The sequence below is a fragment of the Streptomyces sp. NPDC033180 genome (assembly GCF_055577645.1).
On the sequence record NZ_JBVIPU010000003.1, the window covers coordinates 334,331 to 357,792 of the forward strand.

Consider the following 23,462-nt stretch of genomic DNA (forward strand, 5'->3'; position numbering starts at 1 on the left):
GCGCGTGCGTCGTTTCTTTGGCCGCTGGTAGTCGCTACTGCGAGGTGCGCTGAAGCTGCCGCTGCCGGCCGCCGTGGAGGGTGTGCACCGTGGCCAGTTGCGGCTCGATGCGCATGTAGACCGGGTCGTAGAGCTCGCCGTCCACGTAGTGCGGGCCCGAGCCGAAGAGTTCCAGTTCGGCGGTGGTCGGCTCGATGGCCTCGCACAGGCCGACGAACTGCACGGTCCACTGCCCCGTGCGCGCGGTCTCGGCGCTGAGGTTGTCCGCCCCGTAGGCGACGACACTGCCGATGCAGGCCTCGTGGTAGCCGTATCCCTTGTGCATGCGCAGCAGGATCCGCCCGTCCACGACTATGTGGCGGGCCGCGGCGAGGAAGGGCAGAGCGCGCATGCTGGTCGCGACCCGGCCGTACGCGGTGCGGCCGAGCAGTTCGAAGGCGAGCCGTTCGTCCTGTTCCTGATCATCGGAGGGCATGCGTCCACCCTCTGGCAACGGCGTGGGCCCGGGGAAGGGGATCCCGCCCCTAGGGGACGGGGACGTAAGTCCCGTTTACGATCACGAACCGTGCTACCGGATGACGCAGCGTGTCAGTGATGCTGTTCCGCCTGCATGCGGGCCACGTACGCGGCAGCCTGGGAGCGTCGCTCCATGCCGAGTTTGGACAGCAGACTGGACACGTAATTCTTGATCGTCTTCTCGGCGAGGTGCAGCCGTTCGCCGATCACCCGATTGGTCAGGCCCTCGCCGATCAGGTCGAGGATCTTCCGCTCCTGGTCGGTGAGGTTCGAAAGACGGTCGTCGCCCTTGGGGGTGTTCCCGTCGCGCAGCCGCTCCAGGACGCGGGCCGTGGCGACGGGGTCGAGCAGGGACTTTCCCGCTGCCACGTCGCGTACGGCGGAGAGCAGTTCATTGCCGCGAATGGCCTTCAGGACATAGCCGGAAGCGCCCGCCATGATCGCGTCGAAGAGCGCCTCGTCGTCCGCGAACGAGGTGAGCATCAGGCATTTGATGTCCTCGTTCCGCGAACGGATCTCGCGGCACACCTCCACACCGCTGCCGTCCGGAAGCCGCACGTCGAGAACGGCCACGTCCGGCCGGGTCGCGGGGATCCTGACCAGGGCGTCCGCCGCTGTTCCGGCCTCTCCGACGACCTCGATGTCGGACTCCACGGAGAGCAGCTCATGGACTCCTCGCCGCACCACTTCATGGTCGTCGAGGAGAAATACCGTAATTTTTCCGTCTTCGCGCACGGTGTCAGTCTCACACACGATCTCTCGCAGTGCCCGAGCTGAACTCTTCCCGTCCATGGGGTGGCCGGGATAACGTGCCGGTGTTCCGGCCCCCTGCCAGGCTGTGATCAGTGCTGTGACCAGGAACTGTTCCCGACTTTCTGGATTTACTCGGAAATCCAAGCAGTCAGATACTTGGAAATCCAAGCAAATTCGCAGGTCAGATGGGGTTTCACAGAATTGGGAAGCACTGGGTAACGTGCATTGTGCAGGGCGCTCGCCGGGGCACCTGTCACGCCTGTTCCCGGCCGAGTCGCACCCACCCCGTGCGCGGGCACGGATCAGGCGAGCCGCACTGGCTTACCCGGTAATCCCGGGGGCCGGACCGACGGAGGAGCACACGTGACCGTGGAGAGCACCGCCGCGCGCACACCGCGCCGCAGCACGACCAGCGGCGGCAAGCGCGCAAGCGCCAAGAAGGCCGCGCCGAGGAAAAGCACGGAACCCCAGCTGATTCAGCTGCTGACCCCTGAAGGCAAGCGGGTCAAGAATTCCGAGTACGACGCCTACGTCGCGGACATCACCGCCGACGAGCTGCGCGCCCTGTACCGCGACATGGTCCTCACCCGCCGCTTCGACGCCGAGGCCACCTCCCTGCAGCGCCAGGGCGAGCTGGGTCTGTGGGCGTCGCTGCTCGGCCAGGAGGCCGCCCAGATCGGCTCCGGCCGGGCCACCCGCGACGACGACTACGTCTTCCCCACCTACCGCGAGCACGGCGTCGCGTGGTGCCGCGGGGTGGATCCGACGAACCTGCTCGGCATGTTCCGCGGCGTCAACAACGGCGGCTGGGACCCGAACACCAACAACTTCCACCTGTACACGATCGTCATCGGCTCGCAGACCCTGCACGCCACCGGTTACGCGATGGGCGTGGCCAAGGACGGCGCGGACTCGGCCGTGATCGCGTACTTCGGGGACGGCGCCTCCAGCCAGGGCGACGTCGCCGAGGCGTTCACGTTCTCCGCTGTCTACAACGCTCCCGTCGTGTTCTTCTGTCAGAACAACCAGTGGGCGATCTCCGAGCCCACCGAGAAGCAGACCCGCGTGCCGCTCTACCAGCGCGCTCAGGGCTACGGCTTCCCCGGTGTGCGGGTCGACGGCAACGACGTGCTCGCCGTGCTCGCCGTCACCAAGTGGGCCCTTGAGCGGGCACGTACGGGCGAGGGCCCGGCGCTCATCGAGGCGTTCACCTACCGCATGGGCGCGCACACCACGTCCGACGACCCGACCAAGTACCGCAACGACGACGAGCGCGAGGCCTGGGAGGCGAAGGACCCGATCCTGCGCCTGCGGACCTACCTCGAGTCCGAAGGTCACGCGGATGAGGGATTTTTCGCGGAACTCGAGGCGGAGAGCGAAGCGTTGGGCAAGCGAGTGCGAGAGGTGGTGCGGGCGATGCCGGATCCGGATCTGATGGCGATCTTCGAGAACGCGTATGCGGACGGGCATGCGCTGGTCGACGAGGAGCGCGCGCAGTTCGCCGCGTACCAGGCGTCGTTCGCCGATGAGGGTGGTAAGTGACCATGGGCGTACAGAAACTTCCCCTTGCCAAAGCGATCAACGAATCGCTGCGTACGGCGCTCGACACCGACCCCAAGGTCCTCATCATGGGTGAGGACGTCGGCAAGCTCGGCGGCGTCTTCCGGGTGACGGACGGCCTGCAGAAGGACTTCGGCGAGGACCGTGTCATCGACACCCCGCTCGCCGAGTCGGGCATCGTCGGCACGGCCATCGGCCTGGCCCTGCGGGGCTACCGCCCGGTGGTGGAGATCCAGTTCGACGGCTTCGTCTTCCCCGCGTACGACCAGATCGTCACGCAGCTCGCGAAGATGCACGCCCGCGCGCTCGGCAAGATCAAGATGCCGGTCGTCATCCGCATTCCGTACGGCGGCGGCATCGGCGCCGTCGAGCACCACAGCGAGTCGCCCGAGGCGCTGTTCGCGCACGTGGCGGGGCTCAAGGTCGTCTCCCCGTCGAACTCCTCGGACGCCTACTGGATGATGCAGCAGGCCATCCAGAGCGACGACCCGGTGATCTTCTTCGAGCCGAAGAGGCGCTACTGGGACAAGGGCGAGGTCGACACGGACGCCATCCCGGCGCCGCTGCACAAGGCCCGCGTCGCCCGCGAGGGCACGGACCTGACGCTCGTCGCGTACGGCCCGATGGTGAAGGTCTGTCTGGAGGCCGCCGCGGCCGCCGCCGAAGAGGGCAAGTCCCTTGAGGTCGTGGACCTGCGCTCCATGTCGCCGATGGACTTCGACGCGGTGCAGGCCTCGGTCGAGAAGACGCGGCGGCTCGTCGTGGTCCATGAGGCCCCGGTCTTCCTCGGCACGGGCGCGGAGATCGCGGCGCGCATCACCGAGCGCTGCTTCTACCACCTCGAAGCTCCCGTGCTGAGGGTCGGCGGCTTCCACGCGCCGTATCCGCCGGCGCGGTTGGAAGAGGAGTACCTGCCGGGCCTCGACCGGGTGCTCGACACTGTCGACCGCTCGCTGGCGTACTGAGGGAGAGGGTCGTGACGACGATGACAGACGCTGCGCTGGCCGAGTTCAAGATGCCCGACGTGGGCGAGGGGCTCACCGAGGCAGAGATCCTCAAGTGGTTCGTGGCGCCGGGCGACACGGTCACCGACGGGCAGGTGGTGTGCGAGGTCGAGACGGCCAAGGCCGCCGTCGAGCTGCCCATCCCGTTCAACGGCGTGGTGCATGAACTGCGCTTCCCCGAGGGCACCACGGTCGATGTCGGCCAGGTGATCATCGCGGTGGACGTGTCCGGTGGAAGTGCGCCCGCCGCGCCCGCGGAGACCGCCGCTCCGGAACAGGCCGCCGCCGCCCCGGTGGAGAAGGCCGCTGCCGAGGAGCCCGAGCAGGAGGCCGCTCCCCAGGGCCGCCAGCCCGTGCTCGTCGGCTACGGGGTCGCCGAGTCCTCGACGAAGCGCCGCGCGCGCAAGGCCGCTTCGGAGCAGGCCGAGGCCGCCGGTACGTACTACGCGGCGGCGGTCCAGGCCGAGCTGAACGGCTCCGGCACGGCAGCCGCCTCCGCCGCGCCTGCCGCGCCCGCGCCTGCGGGCCCCGCGTCCGCGGGTGACCGGCCGCTGGCCAAGCCGCCGGTGCGCAAGCTCGCCAAGGACCTGGGAGTCGATCTCGCGGCCGTCGTCCCGTCCGGGCGCGACGGCATCATCACGCGCGAGGACGTGCACGCGGCGGTGGCTACCGCCGCCGCCCCGGCAGCCCCGGCCCCCGCGTCCGCTCCGGAGCAGGCGCCCACCGAAGCTCCCGCTCCCGGCACCGCCGCAGCCCCTGCGGGCCACGCCGACGCCGGCGCCCGCGAGACCCGTATCCCCGTCAAGGGCGTCCGCAAGGCGATCGCCCAGGCGATGGTCGGCTCGGCCTTCACGGCGCCGCATGTCACGGAGTTCGTGACAGTGGACGTGACGCGGACGATGAAGCTGGTGGAGGAACTCAAGCAGGACAAGGCTTTTGCGGGCCTGCGGGTCAACCCGCTGCTGCTCATCTCCAAGGCCCTGCTCGTGGCGATCCGGCGCAATCCGGACGTGAACTCGGCCTGGGACGAGGCGAATCAGGAGATCGTCCAGAAGCACTACGTGAACCTGGGCATCGCCGCCGCGACGCCGCGCGGCCTGGTCGTCCCGAACATCAAGGACGCCCACGCCAAGACACTTCCCGAACTCGCCGAGTCCCTCGGCGAGTTGGTGTCCACGGCCCGTGACGGCAAGACGACACCGGCCGCGATGCAGGGCGGCACGGTCACCATCACGAACGTCGGCGTCTTCGGCGTCGACACCGGCACGCCGATCCTGAACCCCGGCGAGTCCGCGATCCTCGCGGTCGGCACGATCAAGCTCCAGCCCTGGGTCCACAAGGGCAAGGTCAAGCCGCGTCAGGTGACGACACTCGCGCTCTCCTTCGACCACCGCCTGGTCGACGGCGAGCTCGGCTCCAAGGTGCTCGCCGATGTGGCGGCGATCCTGGAGCAGCCCAAGCGGCTCATCACCTGGGCGTAGCGACACGCGCGAGCGACGCGACGGGGCCCCGCCACACACTGCGGCGGGGCCCCGTCGGCGTACCGCGTGGGACTACGCGCGGGATTACGCGCGGGGCTACTTCTTGAAGCCGTAGTCCATCAGCTTCTTCGCGTCCTTCGTGCGGTTGGTCGACGAGGTCGAGGTGAGGACCGTGCCGATGACCGTCTTGCCGTTCCGCGTCGCGGCGAAGACCAGGCAGTACTTGGCCTGCGGTCCTGAGCCGGTCTTCACGCCGATCGCGCCGCTGTAGCTGCTGAGCAGGTTGTTCGTGTTCGACCACGACATGTAGCGGTAGCCGCCGCTCTTCGTGGTGACCTTCTGCTTCGTCGACTTCGTCTTCACGACCGTACGGAACGTGGAGCTCTTCATCGCGCTGCTGGCGAGCTTCGTCAGGTCGCGGGGCGTCGAGTAGTTGCCCGCGCCGCCGATGCCGTCGAACGAATCGAAGTGGGTGTTCGTCAGGCCGAGGCTCCTGGCCTGGGAGTTCATCTTGCCGATGAACGACTTCACGCGGGCGGAGCGGGTGGAGCCCTTGCCGAACTTGTCCGCGAGCGCGTACGCCGCGTCGCAGCCGGACGGCAGCATCAGGCCGTACAGGAGCTGGCGGACGGTGACCTTGTCGCCGACGATCAGCCGGGCGGACGAGGCGGTGTTCCTGACGATGTAGTCGCTGTAGGCCTTCTCGATCTTGACCTTGGAGTTGAGGTTGAGGTTCGACTGCGAGAGCACCACCTTCGCCGTCATGATCTTCGTGGTCGAGCCGGTGGAACGGCGGGTGTCCGCGGACTTGGTGAAGAGCGTCTTGCCCGTGCCGTTGTTCATCACGAAGCCGCCCTTGGCGGCGATGGACGGCTTCGGCAGCGCGGCCGCCTGGGCCGGCGTCGTGAGGGCCCCGCCCGCGATGACCGCACCCGCGGTGACGATAACGGCCGATGCGCGGCGAATGCCCTTAATGGGGGTTTTCAAGTTCAATGCTCCAAATGCCCCTGGAATGCGGCCACATGAGGGTGCCGCTCGACAGGTATGACACACGAGGAAAGCAAATGGATGCACGGTGACGGGGGTGATGTCCGGATCGTGAAATGGACGACCTCATGAGTACGTGTTGTATCTATGCTGTGCGCATGCCTGTCGCTCCCGCCTCGCCCCCTACGGCTTCCCCCACTGCTCCCCCCACCCGCCCCCTGAAGCAGCCACCCGCCGCGGAACGCGTGTACGCACACGTCAAGCAGGGGGTGCTCGACCGTCGGTACGAGGGCGGCACGCTGCTCACCGAAGGTGAGCTCGCCGAGGCGGTCGGGGTGTCCCGCACTCCGGTGCGCGAGGCCCTCCTGAAGCTGGAGGTGGAGGGGCTCCTGAGGCTCTACCCGAAGAAGGGTGCGCTGGTCCTTCCGGTGTCCGTGCAGGAGATCGCCGACGTCGTCGAGACGCGGCTCCTGGTGGAGACGCACTCGGTGCGCAAGGCGGTGCCCGCGCCGCGGGGTCTCATCGCCCGCCTCGAGGAGCTGCTCGACCAGCAGCGGGAGCAGGCCACTGCCGGGGACCTCGCCGCTGCCGCCGTGACCGACCGCTGCTTTCACGCGGAGATCGTGCGAAGCGGCGGGAACGAGATCCTTGCCCGCCTGTACGACCAGCTCCGTGACCGGCAGTTGCGGATGGGGGTCGCCGTGATGCACTCCCACCCCGACCGGATCGCCAAGACCCTTGCCGAGCACAAGGAGATCCTCGACGCGTTGCGCGCCGGGGACGCGGACGGGGCGGTCTCTGTGGTCACCCGGCACGTCGGGTGGTTCCAGAACCTCGCTCGGGGTGAGGTTCGGTGAGGATGCTCTTTGACCGGTCGCCGTCCGCCGTCGTCGGGTTTTCTTTCGCCGCTTCGCGGCGTGTTTCCCTGCCACCCACCCGGCACCGGAGGTCCCGATGAGTTCCGCCTCCGCACCCCGCTCCCTCCCCGGCGATCCCCCCGGCGGCAGGAAGGCCATGCTCGTCTGGGGCATCGGCGTCGCCGTCTACTTCGTCGCCGTCATCTTCCGGACCTCCCTCGGCGTCGCCGGACTCGACGCCGCCGACCGGTTCCACGTCAACGCGTCCGCGCTCTCGACCTTCTCGATCCTCCAACTGCTCGTCTACGCGGGCATGCAGATACCCGTCGGCCTGATGGTCGACCGGCTCGGCACCAAGCGCGTGCTGACCATCGGAGTCGTGCTCTTCACGCTCGGCCAGCTCGGCTTCGCCTTCTCACCCTCGTACGGAATGGCGCTCGCGTCCCGCGCGCTGCTCGGCTGCGGTGACGCGCTGACCTTCATCAGCGTGCTGCGCCTGGGCACCCGCTGGTTCCCGGCCCGCCGCGGCCCGCTGGTCGCCCAGCTCGCCGGCCTGGTCGGCATGGCGGGCAACCTCGTCTCCACCCTCGTCATCGCCCGGCTGCTGCACTCCGTCGGCTGGACCGCGGCCTTCGCGGGCAGCGCGCTGTGCGGAGTCGTCGTCCTCGTACTGATGACGCTGTTCCTCAAGGACCACCCCGAGGGGCACGAGCCGGAGCCGGTGCGGCACACCGGTGGCGCCTTCGTGCGCAAGCAGATCGCCCTGAGCTGGCGCGAGCCCGGCACCCGGCTCGGTCTGTGGGTGCACTTCACCACGCAGTTCCCGGCGATGGTGTTCCTGCTCCTGTGGGGCCTGCCGTTCCTCGTCGAGGCGCAGGGGCTCTCGCGGGGGACGGCCGGGGCGCTGCTCACCCTCGTCGTGCTGTCCAACATGGTGGTGGGCCTGATCTACGGGCAGATCGTCGCCCGGCACCACGCGGCCCGCACACCGCTGGCCATCGGCACCGTGGCGGTGACGGCCGCGATGTGGGCGACCACGGTCCACTACCCCGGCGACCACGCCCCGATGGGGCTGCTCATCGCGCTGTGCGCCGTGCTCGGCGCCTGCGGCCCCGCGTCCATGATCGGCTTCGACTTCGCGCGGCCCGCGAACCCGCCGGAGCGGCAGGGCACCGCGTCCGGCATCGTGAACATGGGCGGCTTCGTCGCCTCCATGACGACCCTGCTCGCCATCGGCGTGCTCCTGGACGCGACCGGCGACAACTACCGCATCGCCTTCTCCGCCGTCTTCGTCCTCGAAGCGGTCGGCCTCAGCCAGATCCTGCGGCTGCGCACGCGCGCGGTGCGCAGGGAGAAGGAGCGCCTTGTCGCAAGCCGCGTCGAGGCGGTCCACGTCCCTGTCTGAGTCGGAAGTCGGCCCCAGGGCTACGGCGTGACCGCGAACTCCCGCAGGATCGCCTCGCCCAGACCGTGATCGCCCTCGACCTTGATCCGGTCGGCGACCGAGGCGTGCGACACACGGCCGCACGCCAGGCGGAAGTACGTCTCCCAGTCCAGGCTCAGCGTGGCGAGCGGGCCCAGCGAGGGGGTGCTGTCGACCGTGGCACGGCCGTCGGCGTCGACACGGACCGTGCGCAGGAACTCGACGGGGCCGCTCACGTCGAAGACGACCGCCGAATTCGCCGGAGCGGCGGCCTTCTTGGCGACGACCTTGGGCAGTCCGTGCAGCAGGAGGTCCCGCGCCACGAGCGCCCCCTGGGAGTCCAGGTTGCCGGGCTTCTTCAGCGTCGTACGCAGATCCTGCTCGTGCACCCAGACGTCGAACGCCCGCATGCGCGTGGCCAGTTCGAGTGTCTGCTCGGTGCCGAGCGGGCCGCGGATCTTGTGGGAGGGGTCGCGCGACTCGTTCCGCAGCTGCCGCGAGCGGCGGATGATCGTGTACTCCAGCTCGGAGGTCATCTCGGGCGCGGTGTGGTGGCGCCGGACGTCGACCTGCACCTCCATGTAGCGCTGACCCTCGGTCTGTACGTGGTACAGGTCGCGGGGCAGGGTGTGGATGGGGCGCGGGTCGCCCAGCATCTCGCAGTCCAGGCCTATGACGTGGGAGACGACATCCCGGACCGACCAGCCGGGGCAGGGCGTGGCCCAGTTCCACTCTCCCTCGGCGAGCGGTGACACCAGCTCGGATATGGCTGATACGGATTGGGTCCAGGCGTCGGCATAGGTTTGCAGGCTGGGATGGAGACTCACGGGACCCCTCGACGGTCGTACGCGGGCGGTGGGTGTCTGAGACGTTAAGTTACGCTGCCCGCAGGCACCCCGGCAGTGCTTTCGTGTGACGATCGTAGGCCTGCATTGACGGCTCGAATGCCAGGACGGTGGTAGTGTGCGCGCCTCCCTCATCCAGATCGCCGTAGACGAGGGCGAATCGGTCAATGCCCGCCGGTCGCGGGTCTCTTCGCTGGTACGTGAGGTAGCCGAGCGTGAGCGGCCGGATCTCGTCGTTCTTCCCGAACTGTGGACAACGGGTGCTTTCGCGTACCACTCGTTCGCGAGCGAGGCGGAGTCCGTCGACGGACCGACCCGCGAGGCGATGGCCAAGGCCGCGAGTGACGCGGGCGTCTGGCTGCACGCGGGGTCCATTGCGGAGCGGGACGCGTCGGGGGGCCTCTACAACACCTCGCTCGTCTTCTCGCCCGAGGGCGAACTCGCCGCCTCGTACCGGAAGATCCACCGGTTCGGCTTCGACAAGGGCGAGGCCGTGCTGATGGGCGCGGGCAGTGAGCTGGTCACGGTGCGCACGCCTTCCGCGGCGATCGGGCTCGCCACTTGCTACGACCTGCGCTTCCCCGAGCTTTTCCGGGGGCTCGTCGACGCGGGCGCCGAGATGTTCGTCGTCCCCGCGGGGTGGCCGGCGCGGCGGCGCGAGCACTGGACGCTGTTCGCCCGTGCGCGGGCCGTCGAGGATCAGGTGTACGTCCTCGCCTGTGGCACCGGCGGTACGCACGCCGGGGTGCCCCAGGCCGGGCACAGCGTCGTCGTCGACCCGTGGGGCGAGGTGCTCGCCGAGGCGGGGGACGGCGAGGAGGTCCTCACCGTCGACCTCGATCCTGCCAAGGTGGCAGCCACGCGGGAGCAGTTCCCAGCGTTGAAGGACCGGCTGCTTGGTATGGACACCCCGCGGCGCTGAGGGGGCGCGGCCTTGGTGGGCCCCTTGTTCCGCGGCGCCCCGCGGCGTTGGGCTGTGCCCGCCCGTTCCGCCCTGCGGAACGCCTGCCCACAGCGGGGGCGGCTCGCTCAGTCGTCGTCCCTCTCCTTCTCCGCGAGGCGGATCACGCAGACCGTGATGGCCAGGAGGAGTGCCGCGTCGGCGTCATCGCGGGTGACGTGCAGGCCGTACGTCTCGCGGACGCGGAACCAGCGGCGGGAGATGTCGGCCAGGAGTTCGCCGTCGTACTCGATGGCGAACTCGCGGTCCAGGATCTTGCCGCTCACGTCGAGCTCGGTGCCGTCGACCAGGTCCACGCGGTAGTGGTTGCGCAGGAGCGAGAGGCGTTTGCGCTTGACCGTGGCCAGCGTCTCGCCGTCCCGTTCGATCACCATCGTGTCGCGCAGCGCCAGCATCTTGGCGCGGATGTCGATGAGGACGCGGCCCTGCATGTCCTTGAGCTCGAAGGTCTCGCGCAGGCGCATCGCCTTGCCGTCGACGAGGAAGACCTTCTGACCCTGGTCGTCCTCGATCCAGTAGTCGTCACCGATGCCGAGCAGCCGGTCGCGTACGAGAAGTTTCATGGGCCGATGTCTACCCCGTGGCGCGCGTGACACAGCCGGCCCGTGCCACTTGGGGGAAGTGAGGACACGGACCGGCTGTGGATCGGGGGAGGACGCGCAGTCTTTACGACGTTGTGTCGTCGTTACGACATGGCGTCCTCGGGAGTGTGCTGCCAGTACGTGACCCGTGAGTCCGCGTTCAGCAGCAGGCCCGCGGCGCCGGGGGAGCCCACCGTGACCCGGCCGGCCGTGCCCTCGCCGTCCTTGGTGGCGAGCGTGACGCCGAGGGTCTTGGCGCGGTGGGTCCTGTCGGCGTCGATGCCCGCGAGGTTGATCGTGGCGTACGCGGCGTCGGCCGGCTCGACGCGGATGACCGACTGGGGGCGGGTGTTCTCGGCCACCGGGAGGTTCTTGCCCGCCGTCGGGTCGCTGACGAGGGGGGCGCCGAAGACCGAGCAGGCCTTGCCGCCGTTGTTGGTGATCTTGAGCAGGACGACGGTCGCGGTGCCGCCGGCCTCGTCGAGCGTGATCTTCGAGGAGGTCAGCGTGCAGTCACCACTGGCGGCCTTCGCCACGGGGTCCGACCCGGAATTCGCAACGGTGTCCGGGGCGGAGTCCGCGCCACCCGTCGCGGCGGCCGCCTTGCCGCCGTCGCTCCCGCCGTCTCCTTCGCCTCCGCCTCCGCCGTTGCAGGCGGTGAGTGAGAGGGAGAGCGCCGCGAGGGCCGCAACGGCGAGCGCCGCCTTCTCACGGGCGACGCGAGCGGTACGAGCGGTGGTGCGCATGGCGGTGACTCCCCCGTGAGCGGCGGTCGTTCGGGCTGTGCTCCGCTGAGCCTGCCGCTCACCACTGGCGTTCCGCTAACACCTGGCTAATGGCTCGTCAGCACTGGCCCGGGGTCACGTGGAGGAGTTCGGAACGGACCGCCGCAGCTCCTCGGGGCGGGGTCGGCGGAGCGTCGTGGTCACGGGTCCGTCCAGGACGCGGGCGAACAGCCGCACCAGATCGGGCAGGACGTAGCGCCCCGCCCCCTCCTCCTGGATCAGATGGACCGCGGCGAGGCGGTCGAGGCCCTCGCGTGCGGTGGACACGTTCATGCCCGCGAGTGCCGCCGCCGTGGGCGCGTCCACCTCCGGAGCGGTTGCCCGGGTCAGCGAGGAGAGCAACCAGGCGTCGCTGCCGGGAAGTTGGGCCACCGAAGTGCGCAGGGCGGCCGCGACGCCGGTGTCCTCGGCGGAGAGCAGGGCCAGCCTCTGCTCCTCGTCGGCGAGTTCCGCGGCGAGCCCGGCCACCGTCCGCTGGGGGCGCCCGATGAGCCTGGCGGCGGCGATGCGCAGGGCGAGCGGGAGGCCGTCGCAGAGGCGGGCGACCTGGCGTACGTCCTCGGGGTCGGTGGCGGCGTCGGCACTCTGCCCCAGGGCGCGCAGGAACAGTTCGGCGCCGTCGCTCTCACTGAGCGGGTCGATGTGCACCGGGCGTGCGCAGTCGGACGCGACGAGGCCGTCGAGACGGACGCGGCTGGTGATGAGGGTGGTGCAGCGGGTCGCGCCGGGCAGGAGGGGGCGGACCTGGGCGGAGTCGTGGGCGTTGTCGAGTACGACGAGGAGACGCCGCTCGGCGAGGAGCGAGCGGTACAGGGCCGACGCCGGTTCGATGCCGGCCGGCACGTCCTGTGACCGCACTCCCAGGGCGATGAGGAACTCGCGCAGGATGCGTTCGGGGTGGGCGGGGGCGCCGCCGCTGAAGCCGCGGAGGTCCGCGAAGAGGTGGCCCTCCGGGTGGAGGGCCGCGTGCTGGTGCGCCCAGTGCAGCGCGAGGGCGGTCTTTCCCACGCCCGCGGCGCCGGTGAGGACGACGATGGGCGCTTCCGTCTCCTCGGCGAGTACGGCTTCCAGGGCGGCGAGTTGTTCCTCGCGGGCGGCGAAGGCGCGGGGCGCTCTCGGCAGGAGGCGGGGGATTGTGGGGCCGTGGGCTGGTGCGGAGGCGGAGGCGGAGGCATCGGGAGCCCCGGGTGCTGCCGGCGAGGCGGGTGTGGTGGACGCGGCGGACATGGCGGGGGTGACGCCCTTGCCTTCGGCGCCCGGCACCGAGGGCCGCGCCTGCCCGCCGCCGGACTCGCTCTCCCCGGCCGGGGCAGCCCCCACCCGCTGCCGGCTTGCCTCGGGGCGTGCGGAGGGTGCGGCGGGTCCGGAGGGGGCCGCGGGGGCTCCGACCCCGGAGGGCGTCGCGGGTGCCGCGGGGGCAGCCTTCGCGCCGCCGAGGCCCAGGTCGTACTGCCCACGGGGGCGTGGCGCGGGAGCGCCCAGCATCGGGTGGGCTCCGGTGTCGGGTTCACCGGCGAGGATCTCCTCGTACGCCCGGCGCAGCTTCTTGCCGGGGTCCACGCCCAGCTCCTCGGCAAGGAGCTCGCGCGTCCGGTGGTAGTACTCCAGCGCTTCGGACTGCCGGCCGCACCGCTGCAGCGCCCGCATCAGGGCCGCCACCAGGGCTTCCCGCAACGGGTGTTGGACGGACTCCGCGCGCAGCAGGCCCACGGCCTGGCCGTGCGAGCCGAGCCGCCCGTACGCGTCGGCGAGCTGCTCGACGGTGACGAGGCGGCTCTCCTCCAGGCCACGCGCGGCGGCCAGCATCGGCTCCGTGGCGACCGTGCCGGTCAGCGCGGGCCCGTTCCACAGCGCGAGCGCCTCGCGCAGCATGAGTGCCGCGTCCGAGGCCTCCCGCTGCCGGCCGGCCAGTTTGACGAGGTCCTCGAAGCGGCTGACGTCGAGCAGGGACTCCGGGAACTGGAGGGCGTAGGCGCCGCCCTGCGTGGTGAGTTCCACGCCGTACGCGTCAAGGCCGGCCTCGACGAGCAGAGCGCGCAGCCGGGAGACGTGCCCCTGGATGACGGTGCGCGCGTGCAGCGGCGGTTCGCCGTCCCACAGGGTCTCGGTCAGGGCGTCCACCGAGACCGGCGTGCCCGCCCGCAGCAGCAGCGCAGCGAGCAGACTGCGGCGCTTGGCGGGGCCGAGGGGGACGGATCCGCTGCCTCCGGCGACGCTCACCGGTCCGAGCAGCTGGAACTCCACCTGGCCTCAACTCCTCTGCCGCGCCTGCGCCGCACACTTCGAATCACGCTTCGAACAAGGCCCAAGAGTATCGCCGGGCCAGGCAGCCACGGAGCTGGCTGCCTGGCCCGGCGATGAAAGCGGCTGAAACCGTACGCCCGTGAGCGGTCAGGACGTCAGTAGCGGTGGTGGTGGTCGTCTTCCGTCTCGACCACGGTAGCGCCCGGGGGTACGACCGTCTTGCGGCGTGCGTTGGTGAACGCGGCGACGCCGATCACGCCCACGGCCATCATGATCAGACCGGTGACTGTGAGGTTGATGCCTTCCATCTCCCAGTCGGTGGCGAACGCGAGGATGGCGCCCGCGGCGATCAATATGATGCATCCGCCCAGGCCCATGAGGACCGCCTCCCTAAGTCGTGGCAGAGCACCCGGGTACCCGGACCCGGCACGGCCACACGGAGAAGCGGAAATCAGCCTTCCAGGAACGCCACCAACGCGTTGGCCAGCAGGTGCGGGTCGTCCGCCCCGCACAGCTCGCGCACGCTGTGCATGGAGAGGATCGCGACGCCGATGTCGACCGTCTTGATGCCGTGCCGGGCCGCGGTGATCGGCCCGATCGTCGTGCCGCAGGGCATCGCGTTGTTCGAGACGAAGCTCTGGAAGGGCACGTCGGCCTTCTCGCACGCGGCGGCGAACACGGCACGTCCCGCGCCGTCCGTGGCGTATCGGTTGTTGACGTTGACCTTGAGGATCGGGCCGCCGTTGGCGCGCGGGTGGTGCGTCGGGTCGTGCCGCTCCGCGTAGTTGGGGTGCACGGCGTGGCCCGTGTCGGAGGAGAGGCAGACGGTGCCGGCGAAGGCGCGGGCCCTGTCCTCGTACGTGCCGCCGCGCGCGAAGACGGAGCGTTCGAGCACCGAGCCGAGGAGCGGGCCGTCCGCGCCCGTGTCGGACTGGGAGCCGTTCTCCTCGTGGTCGAAGGCGGCGAGCACCGGGATGTAGGGCAGAGAGCCGGCGTCGTCCGCGGTGGCGACGGCGGCGAGCGCTGCCGTACAGGCGTGCACGGACAGGAGGTTGTCCATCCGCGGGCCCGCGATGAGGTCGCGGTCGCGGCCGAGGTAGGAGGGCGCCTCGATGGGGTGCGTCATCAGGTCCCAGCCGGTGACGTCGCCGGGGGTGAGCCCCGACTCCTCCTCCAGGAAGCCGATGAGGTCGCCCTCGTGCACGTCGTCGCCGAGGCCCCAGATGGGCTGCATGTGTTTTTGCTTGTCGAGCTTGAGACCGTCGGCGACGACTCCGCGGTCCATGTGGATCGCCAGCTGCGGGACGCGCAGCAGCGCCCGGTCGATGTTCACCAGGCGGGTCGAGCCGTCCCGCAGCGAGAGCCGGCCCGCGAGGCCGAGGTCGCGGTCGAGCCAGGAGTTGAGCAGCGGCCCGCCGTAGATCTCGACGGCGACCTGCCGCCAGCCGTGCGCGCCCGCGTCCGGCTTCGGCTTGACGCGGAGGTTCGGGGAGTCGGTGTGGGCGCCGACGATGCGGTACGGGGCGTGTGCGGGGGCGCCTTCGGGGACGTACCAGGCGACGATCGCGCCGCCGCGCTGCACATATTTCCCGCCGGTCGACCCGTCCCAGGCGTCGGTCTCCTCGACCTGCCGGAATCCGGCCTTCTCCAGCCGCTGCGCGGCGCTCGCCACCGCGTGGTACGGCGAGGGGCTCGCCGCCAGGAAGGACATGAGGTCGTCGGAGTGGCCGCGGTCGAAGCGGGCAGCTGTGCTCATGGCTTCCAGCCTAGCTAGGGGGCGCCCCCTGACGCGGGCGGCCTTTTCCGGGAGGTTCTGTACCGGATGTGCCCGTATCCGGGGCCGGAGTACCGCGCTCCGCGCGGCTCCTCCCGTTCCGCCGCCGCGCGCTGCCCCTCCCGGCCCGGCCGTCGGTCGCCCGCGGCGCCGCCACCTGGCCCGGCCGTCGGTCGCCTGCGGCGCCGCCACCTGGCCCGGCCGTCGGTCGCCTGCGGCGCCGCCACCTGGCCCGGCCGTCGGTCGCCCGCGGCGCCGTCGCCACCTGGCCCGGCGCTCCGCGGCGGATGTTTCCCACCCACCCACCCGATCACCCGGCATCCGCCCTGTCAGGGGCCGGGGGAGAGAGATCGCGCAGGGGCGGGGCGGGGTGGGGGAGAGACTGCAGGGGTGGGGCAGGGTGGGAGAGACCGTGCAGGGGTGGGGCGGAGTGGGAGAGAGATCGCGCAGGAGCGGGGCAGGGTGGGAGAGACTGCGCAGGAGCGGGGCAGGGCGGGAAAGACTGCGCAGGAGCGGGGCAGGGGTGGGAGAGAGATCCCGCAGGGGTGGGAGAGACCGCGCAGGGGTGGGAGAGGCCGCGCAGGGGTGGGAGAGGCCGCGCAGGGGTGGGGAGAGACCGCGCAGGGGTGGGGAGAGACCGCACAGGGGTGGGCGAGATCGCGCAGGGGTGGGCGAGATCGCGCAGGGGTGGGAGAGACCGCAGCGGCCCGCCCCCCACCCGGGGAGCGGGCCGCCCTGGAAGTGCTCCGTCAGGCTAGAACGCAGCCTCGTCCAGCTCCATCAGGTCCAGGTCCACGCCCTCGGCGAGCTTCCGCTCGGCCGCGACGCCCGGCAGGACGTTCGTGGCGAAGAACTTGGCCGCGGCGATCTTGCCCTCGTAGAAGGCCTTGTCCTTGGCGGAAGCCGTCGGCAGCTTCTCCGCGGCGACAGCGGCGCCCCGAAGCAGCAGGTAACCGACGACCACGTCGCCCGAGACCATCAGGAGGCGGGTCGTGTTGAGGCCCACCTTGTAGATGGACTTGACGTCCGACTCCGTGGCCGCGAGGTCCGTCAGCATGACGCCGACGATGGCCTCCAGCTCGACCGCGGCCTTGGCCAGCTCCTCGCGGGCCCCGGCCAGGCTCTCGCCGCCCGTGCCGACCGCGAGGAACTTCTTGATCTCCTCGGCGAGGCCGTTCAGCGCGGCGCCCTGGTTGCGGACGATCTTCCGGAAGAAGTAGTCCTGGCCCTGGATCGCCGTCGTGCCCTCGTAGAGGGTGTCGATCTTGGCGTCACGGATGTACTGCTCGATGGGGTACTCCTGGAGGTACCCCGAGCCGCCGAACGTCTGGAGCGACTGCGCCAGCTGCTCGTACGACTTCTCCGAGCCGTAGCCCTTGACGATCGGCAGGAGCAGGTCGTTGAGCGCGATCAGCGCCGACGCGTCCTCGCCCGCCGCCTCCTTGACCTGGATGTCGTCCTGGACGGCCGCGGTGTGCAGGACCAGGGCGCGCATGCCCTCCGCGTACGCCTTCTGCGTCATCAGCGAGCGGCGTACGTCCGGGTGGTGCGTGATGGTGACCTTCGGCGCCGTCTTGTCCATGAACTGGGCCAGGTCCGGGCCCTGCACGCGCTCCTTGGCGTACTCCAGGGCGTTGAGGTAACCGGTGGAGAGCGTCGCGATGGCCTTCGTGCCGACCATCATGCGGGCGAACTCGATGATCATGAACATCTGGCGGATGCCGTCGTGCTTGTCGCCGATCAGCCAGCCCTTGGCGGGGTGCTGGTCGCCGAACGTCATCTCGCACGTGTTGGACGCCTTGAGGCCCATCTTGTGCTCGACGTTCGTCGCGTACACGCCGTTGCGCTCGCCGAGCTCGCCGGTCTCCCAGTCGAACTCGTACTTCGGGACCAGGAAGAGCGAGAGGCCCTTCGTGCCGGGGCCGTGGCCCTCGGGGCGGGCGAGGACGTAGTGGAGGATGTTCTCCGACATGTCGTGCTCACCGGACGTGATGAAGCGCTTCACGCCCTCGATGTGCCAGGAGCCGTCCTCCTGCAGAGTCGCCTTGGTGCGGCCGGCGCCGACGTCCGAACCGGCGTCGGGCTCGGTCAGGACCATCGTCGAGCCCCACTGCTTCTCGACGGCGATCGCGGCGACCTTCTTCTGCGCGTCGTTGCCCTCGTCGTGCAGGATGCCCGCGAACGCCGGACCGGAGGAGTACATCCACACGGCCGGGTTGGCGCCGAGCAGCAGCTCCGCGTAGCCCCAGATCAGGGAGCGGGGCGCGGTCGTGCCGCCGATGCCCTCGGGCAGGCCGAGGCGCCAGTACTCGGAGTCCATGAAGGCCTGGTAGCTCTTCTTGAAGGACGCCGGGACGGGCGCGGTGTTGGTGGCCGGGTCGAAGACCGGCGGGTTGCGGTCGGCGTCCTCGAAGGACTCGGCCAGCTCGTTCTCGGCGAGGCGGCGCAGCTCCTCGAGGATGCTCTTGGCGGTGTCGACGTCCATCTCCGCGAACGGGCCGGTGCCGTACAGCTTGTCGCGGCCGAGCACCTCGAAGAGGTTGAACTCGATGTCGCGGAGATTCGACTTGTAGTGCCCCATGGCGACGGCTCCGTAAGCAGAAAAGGGATCAACAGGATCAGTACCAGCTGGTAGCTACGATGATGCTACCCGCCAGTAATAAGAAGCAACCCCTAATAGGTCATCTGTGACTCAGTACTCTCCCGGGCTCAGTACGCTTGCGGGCATGTACGGCTACGACCAGAGCCCAGGCGCCCAGCAGCAGTACGCCCCACCCGGAGCCCAGCCGCCGCCGCAGCAGATGGCGGGCGGCGCGGGCGGGTACGCCCAGCAGCCTCCGCTCTACCCCGAGCCGTCGCCCCCGTCCCTGGCGGACGCGGTGCGCGCCTTCACCACGGGTTCGATGTCCGCCGAGGACTTCCAGCAGGCCTTCGCCACCTCGAAGGTCTACTGCCCGCGCGGCGACAACCCCGGCTTCCTCGCCCTGCACAACACCCAGCAGCCGGTGATCCCGATGTTCACCTCGCTCAAGGAGCTGCGCCGGTACGCGGGCAAGGAGTCCAAGTACTTCGTGATCACGGGCGCCGAGGTCATCGACCTCCTCCCCACCGGTTACGGCTTCGTCCTCGACATGGAGGGCGAGCACCGCATGGTCTTCGACGCCAAGGCCGTCGAACAGATGGTCGACTTCGCCATGCGCCGGATGTACGGCTAGCCGTACATCCGCGAAATCAGGCCACCCGGGACGCCCGGAGGGAATTCCCTCCGGGCGTCCCGCGTTCCTGGTGGCAAGAAGTTCTACGTTCAACTAAAGTGAGCGTACGAAGAAGGAGGCACCGACATGCCCGCTGTGACCGTCGAGAACCCGCTGACCCTGCCCCGTGTGGCCGCGTCCGCCGACGCCGTGGCCCGCCCCGTGCTCGCCGTGACGACCGCGCCGAGCGGTTTCGAGGGCGAGGGCTTCCCGGTGCGCCGGGCGTTCGCGGGGATCAACTACAAGTACCTCGACCCGTTCATCATGATGGACCAGATGGGCGAGGTGGAGTACGGCGCCGGGGAGCCCAAGGGCACGCCCTGGCACCCCCACCGCGGCTTCGAGACGGTCACGTACCTGATCGACGGGACGTTCGTGCACCAGGACTCGAACGGTGGTGGCGGCACCATCCAGAACGGCGACACGCAGTGGATGACCGCCGGCAGCGGCCTCCTGCACATCGAGGCGCCGCCGGAGTCCCTCGTCCAGTCCGGCGGCCTCTTCCACGGCCTCCAGCTGTGGGTGAACCTGCCCGCGCGGGACAAGATGATGGACCCCCGCTACCAGGACATCCGCGGCGGCCAGGTGCAGCTCCTGACCACCCCCGACGGCGGCGCGCTCCTGCGCGTCATCGCCGGTGAGCTCGACGGGCACGAAGGACCCGGCATCACGCACACGCCGATCACGATGATCCACGCGACGGTGCGCCCCGGCGCCGAGGTCACACTGCCCTGGCGCGAGGACTTCAACGGCCTCGCGTACGTCCTCGCCGGGCGCGGCACGGTCGGCGGTGAGCGCCGCCCGGTGCACATGGGCCAGACGGCCGTCTTCGGCGCGGGCTCCTCGCTGACCGTCCGCGCGGACGAGAAGCAGGACGGGAACACCCCCGATCTGGAGGTCGTGCTGCTCGGCGGCCGGCCGATCCGTGAGCCGATGGCGCACTACGGCCCGTTCGTGATGAACAGTCAGGCCGAGCTCCAGCAGGCGTTCGAGGACTTCCAGAAGGGCCTGCTCGGCAAGGTCCCGGCCGTGCACGGCATGTAGGCACTGGCTGTTCGGCGTACCCGGCGTGCTGTTCGGCGCACACGACGTGCGGGGCCGCGCGGCCCGTGCTCGGGTAGGAGGGTGAGCACCCTTCTGCCCGAGCCCGTACGTCGCGCCGCCGCCTGGTGCGTCGTCCTCCTGCTCGTCGCCGGCGTGGCCGCCGTGGCGATCTGGCTCTTCGTCACCTTCAAGACGGCCGTCACTCCGGTGCTCCTCGCGCTCCTCGGCACAGCGCTTCTCGGGCCCGTCTACCGCTGGCTCCTGAGGATGAAGGTGCAGCGGTCGCTGGCAGCCGGGCTCACCTGCGCGGTCATCGTCGCGGTCGTCGGCGGCGCCCTGTACATCGTGGTCAAGGCCCTGATCGACACCGGCGACCAGATCGTCGCCTCCCTGAAACAGGCCGCGGCCGACCTCACCGAGCACTTCGGTGCCGCGGGTACCTCCCTGGACGACATGGCGTCCAACGCCAAGGACCTGCTCGGCAAGTTCGGCGGCTCCGCCGCCTCCGGAGTGATCAGCGGGCTCAGCGTCGTCGGCGAGATGATCGCCATGGCCGTCCTCGCGCTGCTGCTCGTCTTCTTCTTCCTGCGCGACTCCGACCGGGCGCTCGGCTCCATGCGCTCGCTGGCGCCGCGCGGCACCGCCGACACCGTCGAGGCGATGGGCCGGCGCGCTTTCGGGGCCGTCGAGGGCTTCATGCGCGGCACCACGTTCATCGCCCTGATCGACGCCATCTGCATCACCGCAGGGCTGCTGATCCTGCGGGTGCCGGGGGCGTGGGGGCTCGGCGCGCTCGTGTTCATCGGCGCCTACATCCCCTACCTGGGCGCGTTCATCTCCGGCGCCGTCGCCGTCCTCGTCGCGCTCGCCGACCGGGGCTTCGTCATCGCGCTGTGGGCGCTGGGTGTCGTACTCGCCGTGCAGGTCCTTGAGGGGCACGTGCTCCAACCGGTGATCCAGTCGCGGACCGTGCAGATGCATCCGGCGGTCGTCATGCTGGCGATCACCGCCGGCGCGTCCGTGGCCGGAATCCTCGGGATGCTGCTCGCCGTGCCGGTGACGGCGGCGGCGTTCGGGGTGCTCTCCGAGCTGCGGAACGGCTATTCGGGCACGGGAACGGGCACGGGTACGGGCGCGGAATCACCGGGGTCCGCGGCCCCCTCGTAAAGCTCGAACCAGATGCTCTTGCCCTCGCCCCTGGGGTCCACCCCCCACTCGTCGGCGAGCAGCTCCATCAGGACCAACCCCCGCCCCGACGAGGCCAGTTCACCGGGGTGGCGCTTGTGCGGCAGGTCGTCGCTGCCGTCCGAGACCTCGGCCCGCAGCCGGCGCGAGCCCGGCTCCCCGATGACCTCGGCGACCAGCAGGGCGTCGCCGTCCGTGTGGACCAGTACGTTCGTGATCATCTCGGAGACCATCAGGACCGCCGAGTCGACCTGATCGGCCACGGCCCAGTCGTGCAGCAGCTCCCGCACATGGCGCCGCGCCCCCGCGATGCGCTCCGGCTCGGCCTGCGCGACCGTCAGGACGGTGCGGCGGGCGGGCGTGCGATGGGCGGGGTGGGCGGCCCTGCGCAGCAGCAGGACGGCTATGTCGTCCTCGCGGCGGTCCACGAGCGGACCCGTGTTCTGGTGCGACGAGGGCCCGTGCACGGCCTGCACGAGGGTGTCGGCCAGCTCTTCGAGGCCGTCGTCGCCACCGCCGCCATCCTCCTCCAGGATCTTGCGGATCCGCTTCCAGCCGCTGTCCAGGTCGTGGCCGCCGGTCTCGATGAGGCCGTCGGTGCAGACCAGCATGGTCTCGCCGGACTCCAGGACGAGGCGGGTCGTGGGGTAGTCCGCGTCCGGGTCGATGCCCAGCGGCAGGCCACCCGCCGTGGGGCGCAGCAGGACCGTCCCGTCGCTCATCCGTATCGCGGGCTCCGGGTGGCCCGCGCGGGCGATCTCCAGGACGCCGGTTGCCGGGTCGGCCTCCACGTAGAGGCAGGTCGCGAAGCGCGGGTCGGTGGGGTCACCGCCGGCGTCGCCGTCCGATCCGATCGTGATGCCGTCCGTGATCCCCGACAGGAAGCGGGTCGCCCGGGAGAGCACAGCGTCCGGCCGGTGGCCCTCGGACGCGTACGCGCGCAGGGCGATCCGCAGCTGCCCCATCAGGCCCGCGGCCCGTACGTCATGGCCCTGGACGTCGCCGATGACGAAGGCGATGCGGCCGTTGGGCAGCGGGATCATGTCGTACCAGTCGCCGCCCACCTGGAGCCCGCCGCCGGTCGGCACATACCGCGCGGCCACGCTCATCCCCGGGATGCGCGGCCCGAGCAGCGGCAGCATCGAGCGCTGCAGGCCCTCCGTCAACTCACGCTCCGACTCCGCGACCCCGGCCCGCGACAGGGCCTGGGCCAGCATCCGGGCCACCGTGGTCAGGACGGAGCGCTCGTCCGGCGTGAACGAGACGGGGTAGGCGAAGGCCGCGAGCCACGCGCCCATCGTGCGGCCCGCGACGGTCAGCGGCAGGAAGGCCCAGGACTGCCGGTCGAAGGGCTGGGCCAGCGGCCAGGTCGCGGGGTAGCGGCGGTGGTACTCCTCGGGCGAGGAGAGATAGACCGCGCGGCCCGTGCGGACCACCTCGGCGGCCGGATAGTCCGTGTCCAGGGTCATCGCCGAGAAGGGCAGGTCGTCCCCCGGCTGGTGCCCGTAATGCCCGATGACCTTGAGCCGGTCGCCCTCGACCCCGAAGACACCGAGCCCGTCCGGCGAGAACCCCGGCATGGAGAGCCCGCTGGCGACCCGGAGCACCTCCTCCGTCGACCGCGCCTCGGCGAGCGCGCGCCCCGCGTCGAGCAGGAACGCCTCGCGGGAGCGCCGCCAGTCACCGGTGACCGGGCTGCGGGCGGCGGCGCCCGGCGGGGGCTCGGTGACCTCTTGCAGGGTGCCGATGAGCTCGTACGAATGCGTGGCCTCGTCGACGATCGGCTTGGAGCGGCTGCGCACGATGCGCAGCACACGGCGGCCCTGTGCGTCCATGATCCGCAGCCGGGCCTCGGCGAGGGTGCCCTCGGCGACGGCGAGCTGGACGATGCCGTCGATCTCGTTCCAGTCGACGGGGTGGAAGCGGGAGCGCACGCCCGCCTCGGTGAGGGTCTGGGCGCGCGGGGGGAGCCCGAGGAGCCGGGCCGCCTCCGCGTCGAGGGTGACGGTGCCGGCTGAGTTGTCCCAGCGCCACAGGCCGGTGGCGATGGCGGCCAGGACGTCCCGTACGGGAGGCAGGGGTTCGTCCCCTGCCTGTTGCAAGGGATCGTCGGTGCGCATTGACCCACTTTAGGAAGATCGATGGACAAGTCGCCACCGCCGGGGGTGGCGATGAGCGCTCCGGAGTGATCCGCGAAGTAATCCGGAA

At 70.4% G+C, this 23,462-nt stretch carries 20 protein-coding genes; 9 read left to right on the forward strand and 11 right to left on the reverse strand.

From position 1 onward, the window contains the following. Positions 1 to 34: 34 nt before the first annotated feature. Both ACZ5WE_RS12250 and ACZ5WE_RS12255 read right to left on the reverse strand, forming a co-directional pair. Positions 35 to 475 (reverse strand): pyridoxamine 5'-phosphate oxidase family protein, encoded by a 441-nt coding sequence (locus ACZ5WE_RS12250; RefSeq protein ID WP_467685678.1) that lies wholly within the window; start codon positions 473 to 475, stop codon positions 35 to 37. Positions 476 to 588: 113 nt separating this feature from the next. Further along, a complete protein-coding gene (locus ACZ5WE_RS12255) occupies positions 589 to 1,251 on the reverse strand; it encodes a response regulator (protein WP_467685680.1) in 663 nt (220 codons plus the stop codon). 381 nt (positions 1,252 to 1,632) lie between these two features. Between ACZ5WE_RS12255 and pdhA the strand changes: the two genes are divergently transcribed. Genes pdhA through ACZ5WE_RS12270 form a run of 3 tightly spaced genes read left to right on the forward strand, consistent with a single transcriptional unit; the run spans position 1,633 to position 5,314 of the window. Next, a complete protein-coding gene (pdhA, locus tag ACZ5WE_RS12260; RefSeq protein ID WP_467685682.1) occupies positions 1,633 to 2,811 on the forward strand; it encodes a pyruvate dehydrogenase (acetyl-transferring) E1 component subunit alpha in 1,179 nt (392 codons plus the stop codon). A gap of 2 nt (positions 2,812 to 2,813) precedes the next feature. Beyond that, a complete protein-coding gene (locus tag ACZ5WE_RS12265) occupies positions 2,814 to 3,794 on the forward strand; it encodes an alpha-ketoacid dehydrogenase subunit beta (protein WP_467685684.1) in 981 nt (326 codons plus the stop codon). Positions 3,795 to 3,805: 11 nt separating this feature from the next. Continuing rightward, on the forward strand, positions 3,806 to 5,314 hold the full coding sequence (locus ACZ5WE_RS12270) for a dihydrolipoamide acetyltransferase family protein (RefSeq protein ID WP_467685686.1): 1,509 nt from the start codon (positions 3,806 to 3,808) through the stop codon (positions 5,312 to 5,314). 96 nt (positions 5,315 to 5,410) lie between these two features. Here ACZ5WE_RS12270 and ACZ5WE_RS12275 read toward each other — a convergent pair whose 3' ends face one another. Next, a complete protein-coding gene (locus ACZ5WE_RS12275) occupies positions 5,411 to 6,301 on the reverse strand; it encodes a D-alanyl-D-alanine carboxypeptidase family protein (RefSeq protein WP_467685688.1) in 891 nt (296 codons plus the stop codon). Positions 6,302 to 6,459: 158 nt separating this feature from the next. Between ACZ5WE_RS12275 and ACZ5WE_RS12280 the strand changes: the two genes are divergently transcribed. Beyond that, positions 6,460 to 7,158, forward strand: a complete 699-nt coding sequence (locus ACZ5WE_RS12280; RefSeq protein ID WP_467685690.1) for a GntR family transcriptional regulator — start codon at positions 6,460 to 6,462, stop codon at positions 7,156 to 7,158. 97 nt (positions 7,159 to 7,255) lie between these two features. Further along, entirely contained in the window at positions 7,256 to 8,563 is a 1,308-nt protein-coding gene (locus ACZ5WE_RS12285; RefSeq protein ID WP_467685692.1) for an MFS transporter, read from the forward strand. A 20-nt stretch (positions 8,564 to 8,583) separates the two neighbouring features. On the opposite strand, the gene ACZ5WE_RS12290 is transcribed toward ACZ5WE_RS12285, so the two are convergent. Further along, positions 8,584 to 9,408: a maleylpyruvate isomerase family mycothiol-dependent enzyme gene (locus ACZ5WE_RS12290; RefSeq protein WP_467685694.1), complete on the reverse strand. Its 825-nt coding sequence runs from the start codon at positions 9,406 to 9,408 to the stop codon at positions 8,584 to 8,586. A gap of 136 nt (positions 9,409 to 9,544) precedes the next feature. Here ACZ5WE_RS12290 and ACZ5WE_RS12295 point away from each other — a divergent pair, with 136 nt between their 5' ends. Then, the gene (locus ACZ5WE_RS12295; protein ID WP_467685696.1) at positions 9,545 to 10,348 is read left to right on the forward strand and encodes a carbon-nitrogen family hydrolase; all 804 of its coding nucleotides are present in this window, start codon (positions 9,545 to 9,547) and stop codon (positions 10,346 to 10,348) included. A 107-nt stretch (positions 10,349 to 10,455) separates the two neighbouring features. On the opposite strand, the gene ACZ5WE_RS12300 is transcribed toward ACZ5WE_RS12295, so the two are convergent. The 6 genes from ACZ5WE_RS12300 to ACZ5WE_RS12325 form a co-directional block, all read right to left on the reverse strand. Continuing rightward, positions 10,456 to 10,950, reverse strand: a complete 495-nt coding sequence (locus ACZ5WE_RS12300) for an LURP-one-related/scramblase family protein (protein ID WP_467685698.1) — start codon at positions 10,948 to 10,950, stop codon at positions 10,456 to 10,458. A 122-nt stretch (positions 10,951 to 11,072) separates the two neighbouring features. Then, positions 11,073 to 11,714 (reverse strand): DUF4232 domain-containing protein, encoded by a 642-nt coding sequence (locus ACZ5WE_RS12305; RefSeq protein ID WP_467685700.1) that lies wholly within the window; start codon positions 11,712 to 11,714, stop codon positions 11,073 to 11,075. Positions 11,715 to 11,828: 114 nt separating this feature from the next. After that, positions 11,829 to 13,997 (reverse strand): AfsR/SARP family transcriptional regulator, encoded by a 2,169-nt coding sequence (locus tag ACZ5WE_RS12310; protein ID WP_467685701.1) that lies wholly within the window; start codon positions 13,995 to 13,997, stop codon positions 11,829 to 11,831. A gap of 155 nt (positions 13,998 to 14,152) precedes the next feature. Next, positions 14,153 to 14,374: a DUF6458 family protein gene (locus ACZ5WE_RS12315; protein ID WP_367043799.1), complete on the reverse strand. Its 222-nt coding sequence runs from the start codon at positions 14,372 to 14,374 to the stop codon at positions 14,153 to 14,155. 74 nt (positions 14,375 to 14,448) lie between these two features. Beyond that, positions 14,449 to 15,753: a M18 family aminopeptidase gene (locus tag ACZ5WE_RS12320; RefSeq protein ID WP_467685702.1), complete on the reverse strand. Its 1,305-nt coding sequence runs from the start codon at positions 15,751 to 15,753 to the stop codon at positions 14,449 to 14,451. Positions 15,754 to 16,525: 772 nt separating this feature from the next. Continuing rightward, positions 16,526 to 18,352, reverse strand: a complete 1,827-nt coding sequence (locus tag ACZ5WE_RS12325) for an acyl-CoA dehydrogenase (protein ID WP_467685703.1) — start codon at positions 18,350 to 18,352, stop codon at positions 16,526 to 16,528. A gap of 145 nt (positions 18,353 to 18,497) precedes the next feature. Here ACZ5WE_RS12325 and ACZ5WE_RS12330 point away from each other — a divergent pair, with 145 nt between their 5' ends. The 3 genes from ACZ5WE_RS12330 to ACZ5WE_RS12340 all read left to right on the forward strand — a co-directional run bounded on the left by ACZ5WE_RS12330 (position 18,498) and on the right by ACZ5WE_RS12340 (position 21,236). After that, a complete protein-coding gene (locus ACZ5WE_RS12330) occupies positions 18,498 to 18,986 on the forward strand; it encodes an SseB family protein (RefSeq protein ID WP_453396867.1) in 489 nt (162 codons plus the stop codon). Positions 18,987 to 19,112: 126 nt separating this feature from the next. Next, complete coding sequence (locus ACZ5WE_RS12335) at positions 19,113 to 20,069, forward strand: pirin family protein (RefSeq protein ID WP_467685705.1); 957 nt, start codon at positions 19,113 to 19,115, stop codon at positions 20,067 to 20,069. A gap of 81 nt (positions 20,070 to 20,150) precedes the next feature. Continuing rightward, a complete protein-coding gene (locus ACZ5WE_RS12340) occupies positions 20,151 to 21,236 on the forward strand; it encodes an AI-2E family transporter (protein WP_467685707.1) in 1,086 nt (361 codons plus the stop codon). Here ACZ5WE_RS12340 and ACZ5WE_RS12345 read toward each other — a convergent pair. Next, positions 21,170 to 23,374 (reverse strand): SpoIIE family protein phosphatase, encoded by a 2,205-nt coding sequence (locus ACZ5WE_RS12345; protein WP_467685709.1) that lies wholly within the window; start codon positions 23,372 to 23,374, stop codon positions 21,170 to 21,172. The two genes, ACZ5WE_RS12340 and ACZ5WE_RS12345, sit on opposite strands and share 67 nt — an antisense overlap. Positions 23,375 to 23,462: the final 88 nt, after the last annotated feature.

What these genes read in the sequence shown, in the direction of transcription:
- ACZ5WE_RS12250 (WP_467685678.1), bottom strand. Translation starts at nt 475, where the DNA reads ATGCCCTCCGATGATCAGGAACAGGACGAACGGCTCGCCTTCGAACTG.
- ACZ5WE_RS12265 (WP_467685684.1), top strand. Translation starts at nt 2,814, where the DNA reads ATGGGCGTACAGAAACTTCCCCTTGCCAAAGCGATCAACGAATCGCTG.
- ACZ5WE_RS12280 (WP_467685690.1), top strand. Translation starts at nt 6,460, where the DNA reads ATGCCTGTCGCTCCCGCCTCGCCCCCTACGGCTTCCCCCACTGCTCCC.
- ACZ5WE_RS12285 (WP_467685692.1), top strand. Translation starts at nt 7,256, where the DNA reads ATGAGTTCCGCCTCCGCACCCCGCTCCCTCCCCGGCGATCCCCCCGGC.
- ACZ5WE_RS12300 (WP_467685698.1), bottom strand. Translation starts at nt 10,950, where the DNA reads ATGAAACTTCTCGTACGCGACCGGCTGCTCGGCATCGGTGACGACTAC.
- ACZ5WE_RS12305 (WP_467685700.1), bottom strand. Translation starts at nt 11,714, where the DNA reads ATGCGCACCACCGCTCGTACCGCTCGCGTCGCCCGTGAGAAGGCGGCG.
- ACZ5WE_RS12315 (WP_367043799.1), bottom strand. Translation starts at nt 14,374, where the DNA reads ATGGGCCTGGGCGGATGCATCATATTGATCGCCGCGGGCGCCATCCTC.
- ACZ5WE_RS12320 (WP_467685702.1), bottom strand. Translation starts at nt 15,753, where the DNA reads ATGAGCACAGCTGCCCGCTTCGACCGCGGCCACTCCGACGACCTCATG.
- ACZ5WE_RS12325 (WP_467685703.1), bottom strand. Translation starts at nt 18,352, where the DNA reads ATGGGGCACTACAAGTCGAATCTCCGCGACATCGAGTTCAACCTCTTC.
- ACZ5WE_RS12330 (WP_453396867.1), top strand. Translation starts at nt 18,498, where the DNA reads ATGTACGGCTACGACCAGAGCCCAGGCGCCCAGCAGCAGTACGCCCCA.
- ACZ5WE_RS12335 (WP_467685705.1), top strand. Translation starts at nt 19,113, where the DNA reads ATGCCCGCTGTGACCGTCGAGAACCCGCTGACCCTGCCCCGTGTGGCC.
- ACZ5WE_RS12345 (WP_467685709.1), bottom strand. Translation starts at nt 23,374, where the DNA reads ATGCGCACCGACGATCCCTTGCAACAGGCAGGGGACGAACCCCTGCCT.